Origin of the sequence: Streptomyces sp. NPDC047117 (assembly GCF_040643545.1) — a bacterium.
Lineage (GTDB): Bacteria > Actinomycetota > Actinomycetes > Streptomycetales > Streptomycetaceae > Streptomyces.
In genome coordinates, this window is sequence record NZ_JBEYUN010000014.1 from 213,048 (window position 1) to 228,170 (window position 15,123).

The 15,123-nt window shown below is 73.9% G+C and carries 14 protein-coding genes; 10 read left to right on the plus strand and 4 right to left on the minus strand.

Features of this window, described 5'->3' with window-relative positions; all coding sequences use genetic code 11:
- Positions 1–11: 11 nt before the first annotated feature.
- A complete protein-coding gene (locus tag ABZ840_RS26280; RefSeq protein WP_361562814.1) occupies positions 12–1,628 on the minus strand; it encodes a carboxyl transferase domain-containing protein in 1,617 nt (538 codons plus the stop codon).
- An 85-nt stretch (positions 1,629–1,713) separates the two neighbouring features.
- On the opposite strand from ABZ840_RS26280, the gene ABZ840_RS26285 reads away from it, so the two are divergent.
- The 4 genes from ABZ840_RS26285 (at position 1,714) to ABZ840_RS26300 (ending at position 5,563) form a co-directional block, all read left to right on the plus strand.
- The gene (locus ABZ840_RS26285; RefSeq protein ID WP_361562816.1) at positions 1,714–2,319 is read left to right on the plus strand and encodes a TetR/AcrR family transcriptional regulator; all 606 of its coding nucleotides are present in this window, start codon (positions 1,714–1,716) and stop codon (positions 2,317–2,319) included.
- Positions 2,320–2,480: 161 nt separating this feature from the next.
- Entirely contained in the window at positions 2,481–3,638 is a 1,158-nt protein-coding gene (locus ABZ840_RS26290; RefSeq protein ID WP_361562817.1) for an acyl-CoA dehydrogenase family protein, read from the plus strand.
- A 22-nt stretch (positions 3,639–3,660) separates the two neighbouring features.
- Entirely contained in the window at positions 3,661–4,551 is an 891-nt protein-coding gene (locus tag ABZ840_RS26295) for an acyl-CoA thioesterase II (protein WP_361562819.1), read from the plus strand.
- 46 nt (positions 4,552–4,597) lie between these two features.
- Positions 4,598–5,563, plus strand: a complete 966-nt coding sequence (locus ABZ840_RS26300) for a cation diffusion facilitator family transporter (RefSeq protein ID WP_361562821.1) — start codon at positions 4,598–4,600, stop codon at positions 5,561–5,563.
- A gap of 16 nt (positions 5,564–5,579) precedes the next feature.
- Here the strand turns inward: ABZ840_RS26300 and ABZ840_RS26305 are convergent, their stop codons facing one another.
- Positions 5,580–6,377 carry a phosphatase gene (locus ABZ840_RS26305; RefSeq protein ID WP_361562823.1) on the minus strand — a complete coding sequence of 266 codons (798 nt, stop codon included), beginning with the start codon at positions 6,375–6,377 and terminating at the stop codon, positions 5,580–5,582.
- A 126-nt stretch (positions 6,378–6,503) separates the two neighbouring features.
- Between ABZ840_RS26305 and ABZ840_RS26310 the strand changes: the two genes are divergently transcribed.
- The 6 genes from ABZ840_RS26310 to speB all read left to right on the plus strand — a co-directional run bounded on the left by ABZ840_RS26310 (position 6,504) and on the right by speB (position 13,041).
- Positions 6,504–7,565 carry a trypsin-like peptidase domain-containing protein gene (locus ABZ840_RS26310; RefSeq protein WP_361562824.1) on the plus strand — a complete coding sequence of 354 codons (1,062 nt, stop codon included), beginning with the start codon at positions 6,504–6,506 and terminating at the stop codon, positions 7,563–7,565.
- Positions 7,566–7,743: 178 nt separating this feature from the next.
- Positions 7,744–8,880, plus strand: coding sequence for a hypothetical protein (locus tag ABZ840_RS26315; protein ID WP_361562826.1), 1,137 nt, complete (start codon positions 7,744–7,746; stop codon positions 8,878–8,880).
- Positions 8,881–8,942: 62 nt separating this feature from the next.
- Positions 8,943–9,818: a putative Ig domain-containing protein gene (locus ABZ840_RS26320; protein WP_361562827.1), complete on the plus strand. Its 876-nt coding sequence runs from the start codon at positions 8,943–8,945 to the stop codon at positions 9,816–9,818.
- A 32-nt stretch (positions 9,819–9,850) separates the two neighbouring features.
- A complete protein-coding gene (locus ABZ840_RS26325) occupies positions 9,851–11,578 on the plus strand; it encodes an SUMF1/EgtB/PvdO family nonheme iron enzyme (RefSeq protein WP_361562829.1) in 1,728 nt (575 codons plus the stop codon).
- A gap of 37 nt (positions 11,579–11,615) precedes the next feature.
- Positions 11,616–11,966: a CU044_2847 family protein gene (locus ABZ840_RS26330; RefSeq protein WP_361562831.1), complete on the plus strand. Its 351-nt coding sequence runs from the start codon at positions 11,616–11,618 to the stop codon at positions 11,964–11,966.
- Between the two features lie 94 nt (positions 11,967–12,060).
- Positions 12,061–13,041, plus strand: a complete 981-nt coding sequence (speB, locus tag ABZ840_RS26335; RefSeq protein WP_361562833.1) for an agmatinase — start codon at positions 12,061–12,063, stop codon at positions 13,039–13,041.
- Between the two features lie 71 nt (positions 13,042–13,112).
- Here the strand turns inward: speB and ABZ840_RS26340 are convergent, their stop codons facing one another.
- Positions 13,113–13,322, minus strand: coding sequence for a hypothetical protein (locus ABZ840_RS26340; RefSeq protein ID WP_361562835.1), 210 nt, complete (start codon positions 13,320–13,322; stop codon positions 13,113–13,115).
- A gap of 281 nt (positions 13,323–13,603) precedes the next feature.
- Positions 13,604–15,097, minus strand: a complete 1,494-nt coding sequence (locus tag ABZ840_RS26345) for a PucR family transcriptional regulator (RefSeq protein WP_361562837.1) — start codon at positions 15,095–15,097, stop codon at positions 13,604–13,606.
- Between the last annotated feature and the right edge of the window lie 26 nt (positions 15,098–15,123).

Here is a 15,123-nt window from a genome sequence, read left to right on the forward strand (position 1 = left end):
GGTGGAGGTCCTCACATCCGGAAGACGCCGAAGGCGGGGTCGGTCAGCGGGGCGTTGGCGCAGGCGGTGAGGGCCAGACCCAGCACCTGCCGGGTCTCCATCGGGTCGATCACGCCGTCGTCCCAGAGCCGCGCCGACGCGTAGTAGGCATTGCCCTGCTGGTCGTACTGGGCGCGGATCGGGTCCTTGAAGGCCTCTTCCGCCTCGGCGGGCCACTCCTCGCCGCGCGCTTCGAGCTGGTCGCGCTTGACGGTCGCCAGGACCGAGGCGGCCTGCTCGCCGCCCATGACGGAGATCTTGGCGTTCGGCCACATCCACAGGAAGCGGGGGCTGTAGGCCCGGCCGCACATGGAGTAGTTGCCCGCGCCGTACGACCCGCCGATGACGACGGTCAGCTTCGGCACGCGGGTGCAGGCCACGGCGGTGACCATCTTGGCGCCGTGCTTGGCGATGCCGCCCGCCTCGTAGTCCTTGCCGACCATGAAGCCGGAGATGTTCTGCAGGAACACCAGCGGGATGCCGCGCTGGTCGCACAGCTCGATGAAGTGCGCGCCCTTCTGCGCCGACTCGGAGAAGAGGATGCCGTTGTTGGCGACGATGCCGACCGGGTGGCCGTGCAGGTGCGCGAAGCCGGTGACCAGCGTCTGGCCGTACTCGGCCTTGAACTCCGCGAAGCGCGAGCCGTCCACGAGCCGGGCGATGACCTCGCGGACGTCGTACGGCGTGCGGGAGTCGGCGGGGACCATGCCGTACAGCCCGGCCGGGTCCGCCTTGGGCTCCTCGGCCGTCCGCACGGTCCAGGGGAGGGGCGCCCGCTCGCCGAGGGTGGAGACGATGGTGCGGACGATGCGCAGGGCGTGCGCGTCGTCCTCGGCGAGGTGGTCGGTGACGCCGGAGGTGCGGGAGTGCACCTCGCCGCCGCCCAGCTCCTCGGCCGTGACGACCTCGCCGGTCGCGGCCTTCACCAGCGGCGGGCCGCCGAGGAAGATCGTGCCCTGGTTCCGCACGATCACGGCCTCGTCGCTCATCGCGGGGACGTACGCGCCGCCGGCCGTGCAGGAGCCGAGGACGGCCGCGATCTGCGGGATCCCGGCGCCGGACATCCGGGCCTGGTTGTAGAAGATCCGCCCGAAGTGCTCGCGGTCGGGGAAGACCTCGTCCTGCATGGGCAGGAAGGCGCCGCCGGAGTCGACCAGGTAGACGCAGGGGAGGTGGTTCTCCAGCGCGACCTCCTGGGCACGGAGGTGCTTCTTCACGGTCATCGGGTAGTACGTGCCGCCCTTGACCGTGGCGTCATTGGCGACGATCACCACCTCGCGGCCCGAGACCCGGCCGATGCCCGCGATGACGCCGGCCGCCGGGGCGGCCCCGTCGTACATCCCGTCCGCCGCCAGCGGGGCCAGCTCCAGGAAGGGCGAGCCCGGGTCCAGCAGGCTGTCCACCCGGTCCCGGGGCAGCAGCTTGCCGCGTGCCGTGTGCCGTGCCCTGGCCTTCTCGCCGCCGCCCTGCCGGGCCGCCGCGAGCTTCGCGCGCAGCTCGTCCACGAGCGCGCGGTGCGCGGCCTCGTTGGCCCGCCAGGAGTCGGCAGCGGGGTCTGCCGCCGTCCCCAGTACCGGAGCCTGCTCCATCGTCGTACCCGCCCCTTGTTAGTGGTCGTTAACACGATTGCGTTCAGGTTAACGAGCACTAACCCGCCTGTCTACAATTGGAGCCATGAGCAGCACGAAGGCCCCCGCCGCCGTCAGCCGCCGCGAGCAGATCCTCAAAGAGGCCGCGCGGCTCTTCGCCGAGCGCGGATTCCACGGCGTCGGCGTGGACGAGATAGGCGCCGCGGTCGGGATCTCCGGTCCCGGCCTGTACCGCCACTTCGCCGGCAAGGACGCGATGCTCGCCGAGCTGCTGGTCGGGATCAGTGAGCGGCTGCTGGACGGCGGCCGGCTGCGGGTCGCCGACGGCGGCGAGAGCGCCGAGCAGGTGCTGCACGCCCTCATCGAGGGGCATATCGACTTCGCGCTGGACGACCGCCCGCTGATCACCGTGCACGACCGGGAGCTGGACCGGCTGCGCGAGGCGGACCGCAAGCGGGTCCGGCAGCTCCAGCGGCAGTACGTCGAGCTGTGGGTGGAGGTCGTCCGCGAGGTGTACCCGGCCTGCACCGAGGCCGAGGCGCGGGCCGCCGTGCACGCCGTCTTCGGCCTGTTGAACTCCACCCCACATCTGAGCCCGCGCGCCAGCCTGCCGCCCCGTACGGCCACGGAGGAGCTGCTCAAGCGGCTGGCGCTGGGCGCCTTCGGCGCGGCGGCGGGCCGCGACGCCTGAGAACCGCCACTTTTCACGGGCCCCGTCGGCGCTGATGCCGGCGGGGTCACTGTGTTTCAGGCGACGCGGGGGGCCTCTGGACAGAGAACGTGACCGCCGGGTAGCTTTCGCTGAGCAAGCGCTTAGCCAGCGTAGTGATTCAGGATGTCCAGGAGGCGGCAGTGCAGCGGACGGTATTCAACGAGGACCACGAGGCGTTCCGGGACACCATCCGCGCCTTCATCGAGGCCGAGGTCGTGCCGGTCTTCGACGACTGGTTCCAGGCCGGACAGGTGCCCCGCGAGTTCTACTACAAGCTCGCCGAGCTGGGCCTCTTCGGCATCAACGTCCCCGAGGAGTTCGGCGGCGCCGGCCTGGAGTCGCACAAGTTCGAGGCCGTCCAGTACGAGGAGACCGCCCGCGCGGGCGTGAACTTCGGCGGCTCCGGCGTGCACGTGCTGCTCGCCCTGCCCTACATCAAGATGCTCGCCACCGACGAGCAGAAGAAGCGCTACCTGCCGAAGTTCGTCTCCGCCGAGGAGATGTGGGCGCTGGCGATGACCGAGCCGGGCACCGGCTCCGACCTCGCGGGCATGAAGACCACCGCCAAGCTCTCCGAGGACGGCACGCACTACGTCCTCAACGGCGCCAAGACCTTCATCACCGGCGGCGTGCACGCCGACCGCGTGATCGTCTGCGCCCGTACCTCCGCGCCGAAGGAGGACGACCGCCGCTTCGGCATCTCCCTCTTCGCCGTCGACACCAAGTCCGAGGGCTACTCCGTCGGCCGCAAGCTGGACAAGCTGGGCCTGAAGACCTCCGACACCGCCGAGTTGGCGTTCGTCGACGTGAAGGTGCCCACCGAGGACCTGCTCGGCGAGGAGAACAAGGGCTTCTACTACCTCGGCAAGAACCTGCCGTCCGAGCGCTGGGGCATCGCCTACGGCGCGTACGCGCAGGCCAAGGCCGCCGTCCGGTTCGCGCAGCAGTACGTGCAGGATCGCACCGTCTTCGGCAAGACCGTCGCGTCCTTCCAGAACACCAAGTTCGAGCTGGCCGCCTGCCAGGCCGAGGTCGACGCCGCCGAGGCCGTCGCCGACCGCGCCCTGGAGGCCCTGGACGCGGGCGAGCTGACCGCTGCCGAGGCCGCCTCCGCCAAGCTGTTCTGCACCGAGGTCGCGCACCGCGTCATCGACAAGTGCCTCCAGCTGCACGGCGGCTACGGCTACATGAACGAGTACCCGATCGCCCGCCTGTACGCCGACAACCGCGTCAACCGCATCTACGGCGGCACCAACGAGGTCATGAAGTCGATCATCGCCAAGTCGATGGGCCTCTGAGGTCCCGCCCAGGCTGACGTCCGTGAACGACGCACTGGAATCCCTCCTCGATCTGCTCACCCTGGAGCGGATCGAGGAGGACATCTACCGCGGGCAGTCCCGTCCCGCCGTGGTCCCCCGGGTCTTCGGCGGGCAGGTGGCGGCCCAGGCGCTGGTCGCCGCGGGCCGTACGGTCCCCGCCGACCGGCCCCCGCACTCCCTGCACGCGTACTTCCTGCGCCCCGGGGACCCGGGCGCGCCGATCGTCTACACCGTCGACCGCATCCGCGACGGCCGGTCCTTCACCACCCGCCGGGTCGTCGCCGTCCAGCACGGGCAGCAGATCTTCCACCTCACCGCGTCCTTCCACGCGCACGAGGAGGGCATGGAGCACCAGGAGCCGATGCCCTCGGTGCCGGATCCGCTGACCCTGCCCACCGCCGCCGAGATGCTGCCGCGCTACGCGGACCGCTTCGTCGGCGAGGGCGTCGCCCAGCGGCTGCTGGAGGCCCGCGCGGCGGTGGACCTGCGGTACGTCGACGAGCCGCCGTTCGCCACCGCGGGCCAGGTGCGCGAGCCCCGGTCGCAGGTCTGGTTCCGTACCCAGGGCAAGCTCGACGGGGACACCGGCATCCCCCGGCCGCTGCTGGACATCTGCCTGGTCACCTACGTCTCCGACATGACGCTGCTGGACTCGGTGCTGCTCGCCCACGGGCGGGGCGGCTGGGCCGTGGGTGACGTGGTGGGCGCGAGCCTGGACCACGCGATGTGGTTCCACCGCCCCCTGAAGGCGGACGAGTGGCTGCTGTACGACCAGGAGTCGCCGACCGCACAGGGCGGCCGCGGGCTGGGCAAGGGCCGCATCTTCACCGCCGAGGGACAGCTCGCGGTGTCGGTGATCCAGGAGGGCGTGATCCGCGCGCCGCGCGCCTGAGCCGCCTTCCTCCGGCAGCCCGGCGAATCGGGCATACTGCCGCTCCATGGGCAGCGCGGAGGACGCCGGGAACACGGCCGGGGACGGTACGGGCGAGAGCACCGTCACCGTCCTCGTCGCCGCGGGCGCCAATCTCGGCATCGCCGCGGCCAAGACCGTGGGCGGCATGGTCAGCGGGTCCAGCGCGATGCTCTCCGAGGCCGCGCACTCCGTCGCCGACACGGTCACCGAACTGCTGCTGCTCACCGCACTGAAGCGCAGCGCCCGCCCGGCCGACGAGGACCACCCGCTCGGCCACGGCCAGGAGCGCTACGTCTGGGCGCTGCTCGCCTCCGTCGCCACCTTCGTGGGCGGCGCCGTCTTCTCCGTCTACGACGGGATCCACACCCTCACCCACAGCGAGGAGCTGGGAGATCCGCTGGTCTCCTACCTGATCCTCGCCGTCGCCTTCCTCCTGGAGGGCTACTCGCTGCGCACCGGGCTGCGGCAGGCGCGCGGCGAGGCGGCGCGCCTGCACCGGCCGCTCGGCCACTACCTGCGGCGCACGCCGGACACCACCGTCAAGGCCGTCGTCATGGAGGATTCCGCCGCGCTGGCCGGGCTGCTGCTGGCGGCCGGCGGCCTGCTCGGCGGCCAGCTCACCGGGTCGGGCGTCTGGGACGGCGTCGCCGCGATCCTGATCGGGCTGCTGCTGGTGTACGTGGCGTGGGTGCTGGGCCGCAGCAACGCCCAGCTGCTCATCGGCCGCTCGCTCCCGCCGGACGTCCGGGACGCCGTACGGGAACGGCTGCGGGCCGTGCCGCAGGTCGCGGACGTCCTGGAGCTGGTCACGCTGGTCCAGGGGCCGGGCGAGGTGCTGATCGCGGCGAAGGTCGACTTCCGCGACCTGGCGACCGCCACGGAGATCGAGTGGGCCTGCGAGGAGGCCGAACGCGACCTCCGCGCCCGCTTCCCGGCGGTGCGCCGGGTCTTCCTGGACCCGACGCCGGGACGCGGGCGGGCGGCCCCCTGAGACGCCGCCCGCCGGGTCAGTCGGTCAGGCCCGCCGCGTTCAGCAGGTACGCCGTCAGCGGGTCGTAGTAGCGCGGGCTGCGGACGTGGTCGTCCAGCGGGACCGTGACCTGGAGGGTGCCCTCCGCCTCGGCCAGGAAGAGCGCCGGGTCGTTGGAGTCCGCGTAGCCGACCGCGTCGATGCCGCGCTGCCCCGCGCAGCCCGCCCAGCCGTGGTCGGCGACCACCAGGTCCGGCAGCGGCTGCCCCGCCCGCTCCAGCCCGTCCAGGATCGCCGTCATCGGGCCCGGCGAGTGGGTGTGCCACAGCGTCGCGCCGCGCTCCAGCATCGCCACCTGGCTGAACTGGAAGACCACGCCGTCGTCGGCGGTCAGCCCGTCCGGGACGACCACGATGTCGCAGCCCCGCGCCCGCAGCGCGGCGGCCGTGGCGATGTGCACGTCCAGCAGCCCGCCCGGGTGGCCGGTCGCGAGCAGCACCCGCCGCTGCCCGGCCGCCGCCTTGCGCAGCACCGCCGCCATCCGGTCCAGCGCGGCCACCGTCAGCTCGGGGTCGATGGTGTCCTGGCCGTGGCGGTGGTCGGGGTCGTCGTTGACGCCGCAGCGCTCGGCCATCACGGCGAGCACGTCCTGCTCGTCTCTCCACCGGTCGCCCAGTTCCAGGCCGAACCAATAGTGACGGTCGCCGTTGGCGAGCTTGCGGTAGTGGTCCAGGTTGTTCTCACGCGGCGTGGCGACGTCACCGGCGATCCGGGTGCGCACGAGGTGGTCGATCAGTTCGGCGCGGCTGGGAGCAGGGGCGGAGGTTATCGGCATGAAGCCCATTGTGCCGGGGCGGATCGGCCGGAGGCGGGCGAGTTCCACTGCCCGGACATCCCGCGCCCCCCTTCGTGCCTACGATCGCGGTGTTCCGGCGGCTCGGTACGGCGAGGGGGAGCAGGGGTGGACAGGCGGGCGGCCAGACCGCTGTGGCAGGTGCGGATCAGGCGGGCGGAGGACGGGCCGGTGCTCGGCGGGGGCGTGCTGTGCACCAATGGAACGGTGCTGACCTGCGCACATGTCGTCGGGCCCGCTGCCGGGACGGACGGCGGTGCGGCCGGTGTGCTGGTCGACTTCCCCTTCGTGGAGGGCGGGCAGGGCATACCGGCACGCATCGTGCTGAGCCGTACGGAGGCCCCCGTGGGAAGCCGGGACGACCTCGCCGTACTGCGGCCCTCCCGGGTGCCCGCCGGGGCCTGCCCCGCGCCGCTGGACGACGCCGAGCTGCCGGCCGGGCACGGCTTCGGCGTGTACGGGTTCCCCGCCGGCCACCCGGACGGGGTGTGGGCCACCGGACGGCTGACGGGCCGCACGGCGGGCGGCCTCCTCCAGTTCACCGTCCCGGGCGCGCAGGGCCACCCGCCCGCGCGCGGCTTCAGCGGCTCGCCCGTCTGGGACACCGACCTGCGGGCGGTGGTCGGCATGGTGACCGCGGTGGACCGCGACACGGCGCTGCGGACCGCGTACGCCGTCCCCGTGGACGGGCTGCGCGCCCACTGGCCGGACCTCGCCGACCCGTACCCGGTACGGCTGTGGGTGCACGACCCCTACGGCGCGCCCGCCCGGCTGGTGCCCCTGCGCGCCGGCGGGCCGGACCGGCGCGAGTTCTGGGTGGGGCGCAGCAACGGAACGGGCACCGAGGCGGACATCCTGCTGGCGTCCCGGCCGCCGCACGTGGTCAGCCGGTGGCACTGCCTGCTGGTGCACGAGTGGGGGCAGTGGTTCGTGCAGCTGCGGCCCGACGGGCCGCACGCCCTCGTACGGCACGCGGGGAGCGAGCTGCCGCAGCCGGTGCCGCGGGGCGGGCGGACGCGGCTGCGCAACGGTGACCGGGTCCTCGTCCCGGCCGCGCTGCGCTCCGAGGACACCGCCGCCGGGACGGCGCCCGACGGCCCCGGAGCGGCGGGACGGCCCTACTGGCAGCTGGAGTTCGTCGACGACGGCCAGACCGGTTCGCTTTCCTGACCGCCGCGCACCGGCTCCCTGCCGTCAACTCCTTTACGCCACAGTCTTTTTCGCTATACACCACTCAAAGGAGTGACGCATGGGAACTTCGGTGCGGGAGCGGCCCGTCACGCCGTAGTGAGGAGCTACGCGAAAAGTCGTATGTGGCCCAACGCCGCCTGACATCAAGGGAGTAGGCGTGAAGAAACTACGGGGGACGTTCTTCTGGTGCGGGGTGGTGGGAGCCGCGCTGGCGGTGCTCCTGGTGTCCTCGGGCGCGACGGGCGCGGTGCCGCCGCTGAAGGAGATGGTCGACCGCGGCGGGGTGTCGCAGGCCCTGGCGAGCGCGGTCCTCGCGGTCACCTTCTGGGTGCTGGCGATGCTGGTCGTCCGGCTGCTGGAGAACACCCGGGAGGCCGCGGCGCTGGCCGCGTACCGGCCCGGCCGGGCGGCCGGCGGGTACGGCAACGGCGGCGGGTACGGCAACAGCGAAGTGCAGCGCATCCTGGGCAAGGCAGCGCTCGACGCGTCCCGCGACCCGGAGCGGGCCGAGTCCATGGTGGCGGGCCGCTCCGCGGTGCACGCCGCGCGCTCCGAGACGCCGTACGCCCTGATCCGCGCCCTGGTCTGGGCGCTGCCCGCGCTCGGCTTCATCGGCACGGCGGCGGAGATGGCCCGGTCCATCGGCGGGCTCGGCGGCGCGGTGGCCAGGACGACCTCGTACGCCGAGCTGAGCCACACGCTGGTCCGCGACGTCATCCCGCCGCTCGCCGGCGCGTTCAGCATCACCCTCTTCGCGCTCGGCTCCAGCGTGGTGTGCCACCTGCTGGTCTCGGTGGTGCACACCCACGAGGAGCGGCTGCTGCTGGCGGTGGACGAGCGGGCGCTGGAGCAGCTCGGGAACGGCTCCCGCGGCAGCGCCCGCGCCGACCTCGCCGGCCAGGCCCGCGCGGCACAGCTGCTGGGCGACTCCATGCAGACGGCGGCGACGGCGGTGCAGGAGCTGAGCTCCGAGCTGGAGCGGCTGCGCACCGAGGCGGCGGGGACCCGGCTGGGCGGTGAGGAGCGCCCGGACCGCTCCGAGGAGATCGTCCGCCAGCTGGCCACCATCGGGACGCAGCTGTCCGCCATCGGCGCCGGGCTGGACCGCGACATGGTCCTCACCCCGGTCCGGGTCCCGCGCGGGCCGGACGGCCGGACGGTCCTGCCGGGCGACGACGGCGACTTCGGTGACGGGCCCGCCGGGCCCGGCGGCCTGGGTGGCCCGCGCGGCCCCCAGGACTTCCGGGGCGGACCCGGCGGCTTCAACGGCGGCCGTGTGAACGGCGGACTGTGATGCGCGGCCTCGGGGGATCGCGGAGCTTCGAGGGACGGCGCGGCGACGGGGACGGTGCCCCGGTGGAGCTGCGCTTCATCGACCTGCTGCTCATCATCATCGCCACCCTGATGTTCATGGCCGTGCTGCTGGCCCTGGTCAGCGCCAACGCCCCGGCCGACCGCCCGGACGAGAACCGCCCGCGGCCGGTCGAGGTCACCACCGCCGCAGCCCCGGACGCGGTGGCCGGCAAGGAGTACGCCCTCACGCTCGCCGCGGTCGGGGGCCGTCCGCCGTACCACTGGGACCGGGCCGGGGGCCGGCTCCCCGAGGGGCTGAAGCTGACCGGGGACGGCGTGATCACCGGCCGCGCCGAGCACGCCTCCGGGGAGTCCGGCGGGGACGGGCGCGCGGCGACCACGACGGTGCGGGTGCGGGACGCGGCGGGCCGGCAGGCGGAGCGCACGCTGCGGCTGGCGGTCGTGCGGGCCGCCGAGGCGGGCTCCCAGCGGCCGAGCCTGCGGGTGATCGCCAAGACCCTGGCGCTGCCCGAGGCGCGGAAGGGCGCGAAGTACACCACGCACCACTTCAGGGCCACGGCCGGCGACGGCCCGTACACCTGGCGGGCCGCCGGCGCGCTGCCGCCCGGCATGCGGCTGTCCGGGGCGGGCGCGCTGAGCGGGACGCCGGAGAAGAGCGGCAGCTTCCTCTTCGCCGTACGGGTCACCGACAGCACGGGCGCCGCCGCCGAGCAGCAGGTCCGGATGGCGGTCGGCGAGCCGCGGGAGAAGCAGGCGGAGAGCGGCTTCTGGGGCGAGCTGTGGGCCTCGCCGTGGTACGTGCTCGTGCTGGCCGGGATCGGGACGCTCGTCGTCCTGGGCTTCCTCAAGGTGATCCTCTTCGGCGCGCGGGGCGGAGTCAGCCCCGGAGTTCCCGGGCTCTTCGGAGGACAGCGGTGAGACCGGGTACGGCGCGGGGAGGCGCACGGTAGATGGGACTGGCGGCAGGCGCCCGGCTGAGCACCGGGCACGAGGTGCGCGAGGTGCGCAGGGGCGGATTCTCCGAGGTCGGCGTGGTCGAGGGCCGGCTCGGCGAACGGCTCGCGGTGAAGCGGATCCGCGGCGAGATCAGGGAGCGGCTGGGCACGGAGGCCGACCAGTTGTTCCTGCACGAATGCCAGGTGGCCGTGGCCCGCCTGGGCAACGCCCCGTACACCGCCCGCCCGGTGCTGGCCCTGCCCGCGCTGGAGACGACCGGCGACGGAACGGAGGGCGATGCGTGGGACGGCGCGGCGGACGTCCGGGTCGCCCTGGGGCCCGCCCTCTTCATGGAGTACGTCGACGGGCCCTCCCTGGAGGACCTGCTCGCCACCGGGCGGCTCGCGCCCGGCCAGGCGGCGAAGGTCTGCGGCGGCGTCGCCGCGGCGCTCGCGCACGCGCACGACGCCGGGGTCTGCCACCGCGACCTCAAGCCGACCAACGTCCTCCTCACCCGGGGCAACGACGTACGGCTGATCGACTGGGGGATGAGCGGCGCCGGCCGGTTCTCCGACCTCACGACCCGCATCGAGTACATCTCCCCGGAGCGGGCCGCGCAGCTGGACCTCGTCGCGCCGCCGGACGACGTGTACGCGCTCGGCATGCTCTTCCACCTGTGCCTGACCGGCCGGCTGGTGAACCACTGGCCGGTCGGATCGCCCGACGTGCTCCGCGCCGAGATCGCGGCCTCCGGCGCCGACGTGCCCGAGGAGCTGGCGCACATCGTCGTCTCGATGCTCGCGCCGCGCGCCGAGGACCGGCCCACCGCCCGGTCCATCGCCGACATGCTGCTGCACGAGGACATGGCGGGCGCCCTCGCCGACCGCGACCTGGACCTGCCGTACTGCCCGGACTGCGGCTACGTCTGCGGCACGGGCCCGGCCACGGCCCGCTGCCCGGTGTGCGGCGGCGGGCTGCGGCGCCGGGTGCCGCTCCCGCCCGCCGAGGGCATGGTGCGCATCGCGTCCGGCACCTTCGTGCACGGCCTCAGCGACTCCCAGGCGCGGCACGCCCTGATCGCCGCCCGGATGACCCCCGACGACGAGCAGGTGCGGCGGCTGACCGGCGGCAGCGGCCCGCGCCGGGTGTTCTGCCGGGCCTTCGACATCGACCGCACGCCGGTGACCAACGCCCAGTACGCCGCCTTCGTCCGGGCGGTCAACTACCCCGAACCACCGGGCTTTCCCGCCCTGCTCGCCGAGGCCCCCGACCACCCCGTGACGTCGGTGAGCTGGCGCGACGCGCTCTGCTACGCCCTGTGGTGCGGCAAGCGGCTGCCCACTCCGCTGGAGTGGGAGAAGGCGGCCCGCGGCCCGGACGACGACCGGATGTACCCATGGGGCAGCGCCTTCGAGCGGGAGCGCTGCCAGGGCAGGCCGAGCGGCCCGGCCGGCCGCGTCGGGAGGGTGCCGACGCTGCCGGTCGGCTCACTGCCCGGCGGGGAGTCCCCCTGGGGCGTGCAGGAGATGAGCGGCAACGTCAACGAGTGGGTCGCCGAGGGGACGGTACCGGGGTACCGAGGAGTGCGCGGCGGCGCGACCGGCGAGGTGCTGGAGGTCTACGGCCTGGTGTCGTACCAGTCCCAGGCCCGTACGGAACACGCCGACCCGGCGATCGGCTTCCGCTGCGCCGCGGACGTGACCCACGGCACCGAGCCGTACGCGCCCGGCAGGACCCCCTGACCGGGCAACGCACCCCGCGAGGAGAGAAGGTGACGGCATGACGGATCCGGCCGGGCTGGTGCGGTTCCCGCTGGACGGCGGCGGCGAGGTGATCGTCGAGACCGCCGAGGACGGCGCCGGGATGGTGGGCGCGGGCCGGGCCGACAGCGCCGTCGCGGACGGCACCACGACCTTCGACCGGGCCCTGGAGGGGGTACGGGGCGCCGCCGACGCGGCCCTGCGCTGCTTCGGCTCGCTGGCCCAGCGCCCGGACGAGGTACAGATCCAGTTCGGCGTGAAGCTCACCGCACAGGCCGGCGCGGTGATCACGAAGACCGGGGTGGAGGGCCACCTTCAGGTGACGGTGACCTGGTCCGGGGAGCGGGCGGCGGCACCGGAGACGCCCTGAGCGCGCGGGGCATGGACGTCATGTCGAACGGCCCCCTCTCACCTCACGGATATGTCCATGGGGCGAACGCCGTCCCGACCCTACGCTCGGCGCCATGACCTCCGCATCTGCCGCTTCCTCAGAGCCCGTCGGCCCCGTCGACTCCTCCCGCGTCCCGCGTTACGCCGGCCCGGCGACCTTCGCCCGGCTGCCGCGCGTCGACGAGGTCGGCGGCCGCGCCGATGTGGCCGTCGTGGGCGTCCCGTTCGACACCGGTGTCTCCTACCGCCCCGGCGCCCGCTTCGGCGGCAACGCCATCCGCGAGGCCTCCCGCCTGCTGCGTCCGTACAACCCGGCCCAGGACGCCTCCCCGTTCGCGCTGGCCCAGGTCGCCGACGCGGGCGACATCGCCGCCAACCCGTTCAACATCAACGAGGCCGTCGAGACGGTCGAGGCCGCGGCCGACGACCTCCTCGGCACCGGCGCCCGCCTGATGACCCTCGGCGGCGACCACACCATCGCGCTGCCGCTGCTCCGCTCGGTCGCCAAGAAGCACGGCCCCGTCGCGCTGCTGCACTTCGACGCGCACCTGGACACCTGGGACACGTACTTCGGCGCGGAGTACACCCACGGCACGCCTTTCCGCCGCGCGGTCGAGGAGGGCATCCTCGACACCTCGGCCCTCTCGCACGTCGGCACCCGCGGCCCGCTGTACGGCAAGAAGGACCTCACCGACGACGAGAAGATGGGCTTCGGCATCGTCACCTCGGCGGACGTCATGCGCCGCGGTGTGGACGAGGTCGCCGACCAGCTCCGCCAGCGCATCGGGGACCGCCCGCTGTACATCTCCATCGACATCGACGTGCTGGACCCGGCGCACGCGCCCGGCACCGGCACGCCGGAGGCCGGCGGCCTCACCTCGCGCGAACTGCTGGAGATCCTGCGCGGCCTGGCCTCGTGCAACCTGGTCTCCGCCGACCTGGTCGAGGTGGCCCCGGCGTACGACCACGCCGAGATGACCTCGGTCGCGGCCTCGCACACCGCGTACGAGCTGACCACGATCATGAGCCGGCAGATCGCGGCGGCGCGCGGCTGACCCGCCGCGCGGAAACGCGCCAGGGCCCCGGAACGGTGACCGTTCCGGGGCCCTGGTCGTACAGGCTTCGCTCAGAGGCCCGCGGTGGGCAGCGCGCCGGCCAGGCCGTTGGCCTTGGCCAGCGTGCCCTGGGCGAGGCCCTCGACGGCCTGGACGGCGGAGCCGTCGACGGTCACGGCGGCGTCGTAGCCGGCAACACCGGCACCGACGGTGGCGGCACCGGCGGCAATGCCGTCCAGCTCGCTGTCGGAGATCTCGGCGGTCTCGATGAAGTCACGCATGAGTTTTCTTCCCTTCAAGCACGGGGGACGCGGAAGAACGGGGTTTACGCCGGGAATAGTGCCGGGACTGAGGCCGTAAGGCAAGTTCCCCGCAATGGCCCGCGCATTACGCCGGAAATGGCCTACCGCATGCGTTGTGAAGTGCAGTTTTGAAAGCCGATGCCGTGGATGTCGCAAGTCGCCCGGTGGAATTCGGGAAGGGGTGGAGAAGGGCGGCGAGGTCCATTGAAAAGGACATGTCCGCCATCTGAAAAGGACATGTCCGTCATCGCGTCCGGAATTCAGGAAAGTGCACCGAGCGCGAACCACAGCTCCATCCGGACGTCCGGATCGTCGAGGTCGGTGTCCAGCAGCGCCGCGGCGCGGGCGACGCGCTGACGGACCGTGTTGCGGTGGATGCCGAGCGCCGTCGCCGTCCGGTCCCAGCTGCCGTGCAGGGAGAGCCAGGTGTGCAGCGTCCCGCGGAGCGCCGGGGCCCCGTCCAGCGGCGCCAGGACGGCCGCGGCATGGGCCTTGGCCTCGGCGGGCGGGACCAGCGAGGCGAGGCCCCCGGTGCCGCCGACGCCGGGGGAGCGGTGCCGGACGAGCGGGCGACGGGCCGCCACCGCGCGGCGCAGCGCCGCGGCCGCGTGCGCGTCACCGGCGGTCAGCCCGGAGACCGGTACGGGCTCGCTGACGCCGAGCGTCCAGCCCGGCTGCGGCCCGATCTCGCGGTCGGCGGGGACGAGGGCGCGCACGGCGTCGGCGCCCGGCGCGACCAGAGGGGTGCCGAGCCCGGCGGCCAGGGCGGCGGCGGGCGCGTCGTGGCCCCGCCGGGCGCGGGCGTGCACGACGGCCCAGTGCGCGTGCTTGAGCAGGGGCGCCACCTCGGCGGGGGAGTCCCCGAGCAGCAGCCGCACCAGCGCGGCCGAGTGCCCGCCGTCGGCCGCTGCCGCGTACGGGCCGGTGAGCAGCGACAGCAGGACCGCCGCGACGCCCACGACGGTGCGGGCCGCCGGGTCGGGCGGCGGCGCCACGACGGTCAGCGCGAGCGTCCGGTCCGGTGCCCGGCCGCCGAGCGCGTACGCGGCGAAATGGCGGCCGGCCCCGTCGGCCGGTGACTCGCCCGCCGACGCCGGGCCGCCGGGGACCGTCACCCGGCGCGCGAGCCGCGCGACGGCCGTGAGGGCGGAGGCGGGCGGCCGGGTGCCGGCGGCGGCCAGTTCGTCCTCCCCGCCCGCGCCGGTCACCGCCGCCCAGCCGTCCACCCGGCGGGCAAGGGTGCGGAGCACCGCCGGCACCGGGTCGGGCCCGCCCGCCGCCGCTGCCAGCGCCCGCTGGCCCTCGCTGACGCGGGTCAGCTCGTGGTGCCGGGCCTCGGTCATGGCCTCCCACACGGCGCTCTCCACCGCCGTGAACGGAGTCTCCTGCGGCACCTCCAGCAGCCGCAGCCCGTGCCGGTCGCAGGCCGCGACCAGCGCCCGGGGCACCGCGTCGTGCACCGGCGCGACCCCGAAGCCGAGCGCCACCGCGCCCGCCGCGACCGTGCGTTCCGCGTAGCCGTCGAGGTACGTGCCTGCCCCCGCCGCCGCGTCCAGGTGCACCCCGGCCGTGAGCAGCAGCTCGCCGCCGAGCAGGTACGGCTCCGGGTCGGCCATCTCCGAGGTGTGCACCCAGTGGACGGTGGCGTCTTCGCGCGGCCCGGCGATCTGCCGCAGTCCGAGATCGGCACGGGCGAGCAGCGCGGAGAGCGGGACGCCGGGGGTGGGCGGCAGAGGGTGCGACGCGTCGGCCATGTGCGGATCATCCATTCCGGAGGGGC

Excerpts from the sequence above, each read along its gene's own strand:
- ABZ840_RS26280 (WP_361562814.1), bottom strand. The coding sequence starts at position 1,628 with ATGGAGCAGGCTCCGGTACTGGGGACGGCGGCAGACCCCGCTGCCGAC.
- ABZ840_RS26285 (WP_361562816.1), top strand. The coding sequence starts at position 1,714 with ATGAGCAGCACGAAGGCCCCCGCCGCCGTCAGCCGCCGCGAGCAGATC.
- ABZ840_RS26300 (WP_361562821.1), top strand. The coding sequence starts at position 4,598 with ATGGGCAGCGCGGAGGACGCCGGGAACACGGCCGGGGACGGTACGGGC.
- ABZ840_RS26305 (WP_361562823.1), bottom strand. The coding sequence starts at position 6,377 with ATGCCGATAACCTCCGCCCCTGCTCCCAGCCGCGCCGAACTGATCGAC.
- ABZ840_RS26325 (WP_361562829.1), top strand. The coding sequence starts at position 9,851 with ATGGGACTGGCGGCAGGCGCCCGGCTGAGCACCGGGCACGAGGTGCGC.
- ABZ840_RS26330 (WP_361562831.1), top strand. The coding sequence starts at position 11,616 with ATGACGGATCCGGCCGGGCTGGTGCGGTTCCCGCTGGACGGCGGCGGC.
- speB (WP_361562833.1), top strand. The coding sequence starts at position 12,061 with ATGACCTCCGCATCTGCCGCTTCCTCAGAGCCCGTCGGCCCCGTCGAC.
- ABZ840_RS26340 (WP_361562835.1), bottom strand. The coding sequence starts at position 13,322 with ATGCGTGACTTCATCGAGACCGCCGAGATCTCCGACAGCGAGCTGGAC.
- ABZ840_RS26345 (WP_361562837.1), bottom strand. The coding sequence starts at position 15,097 with ATGGCCGACGCGTCGCACCCTCTGCCGCCCACCCCCGGCGTCCCGCTC.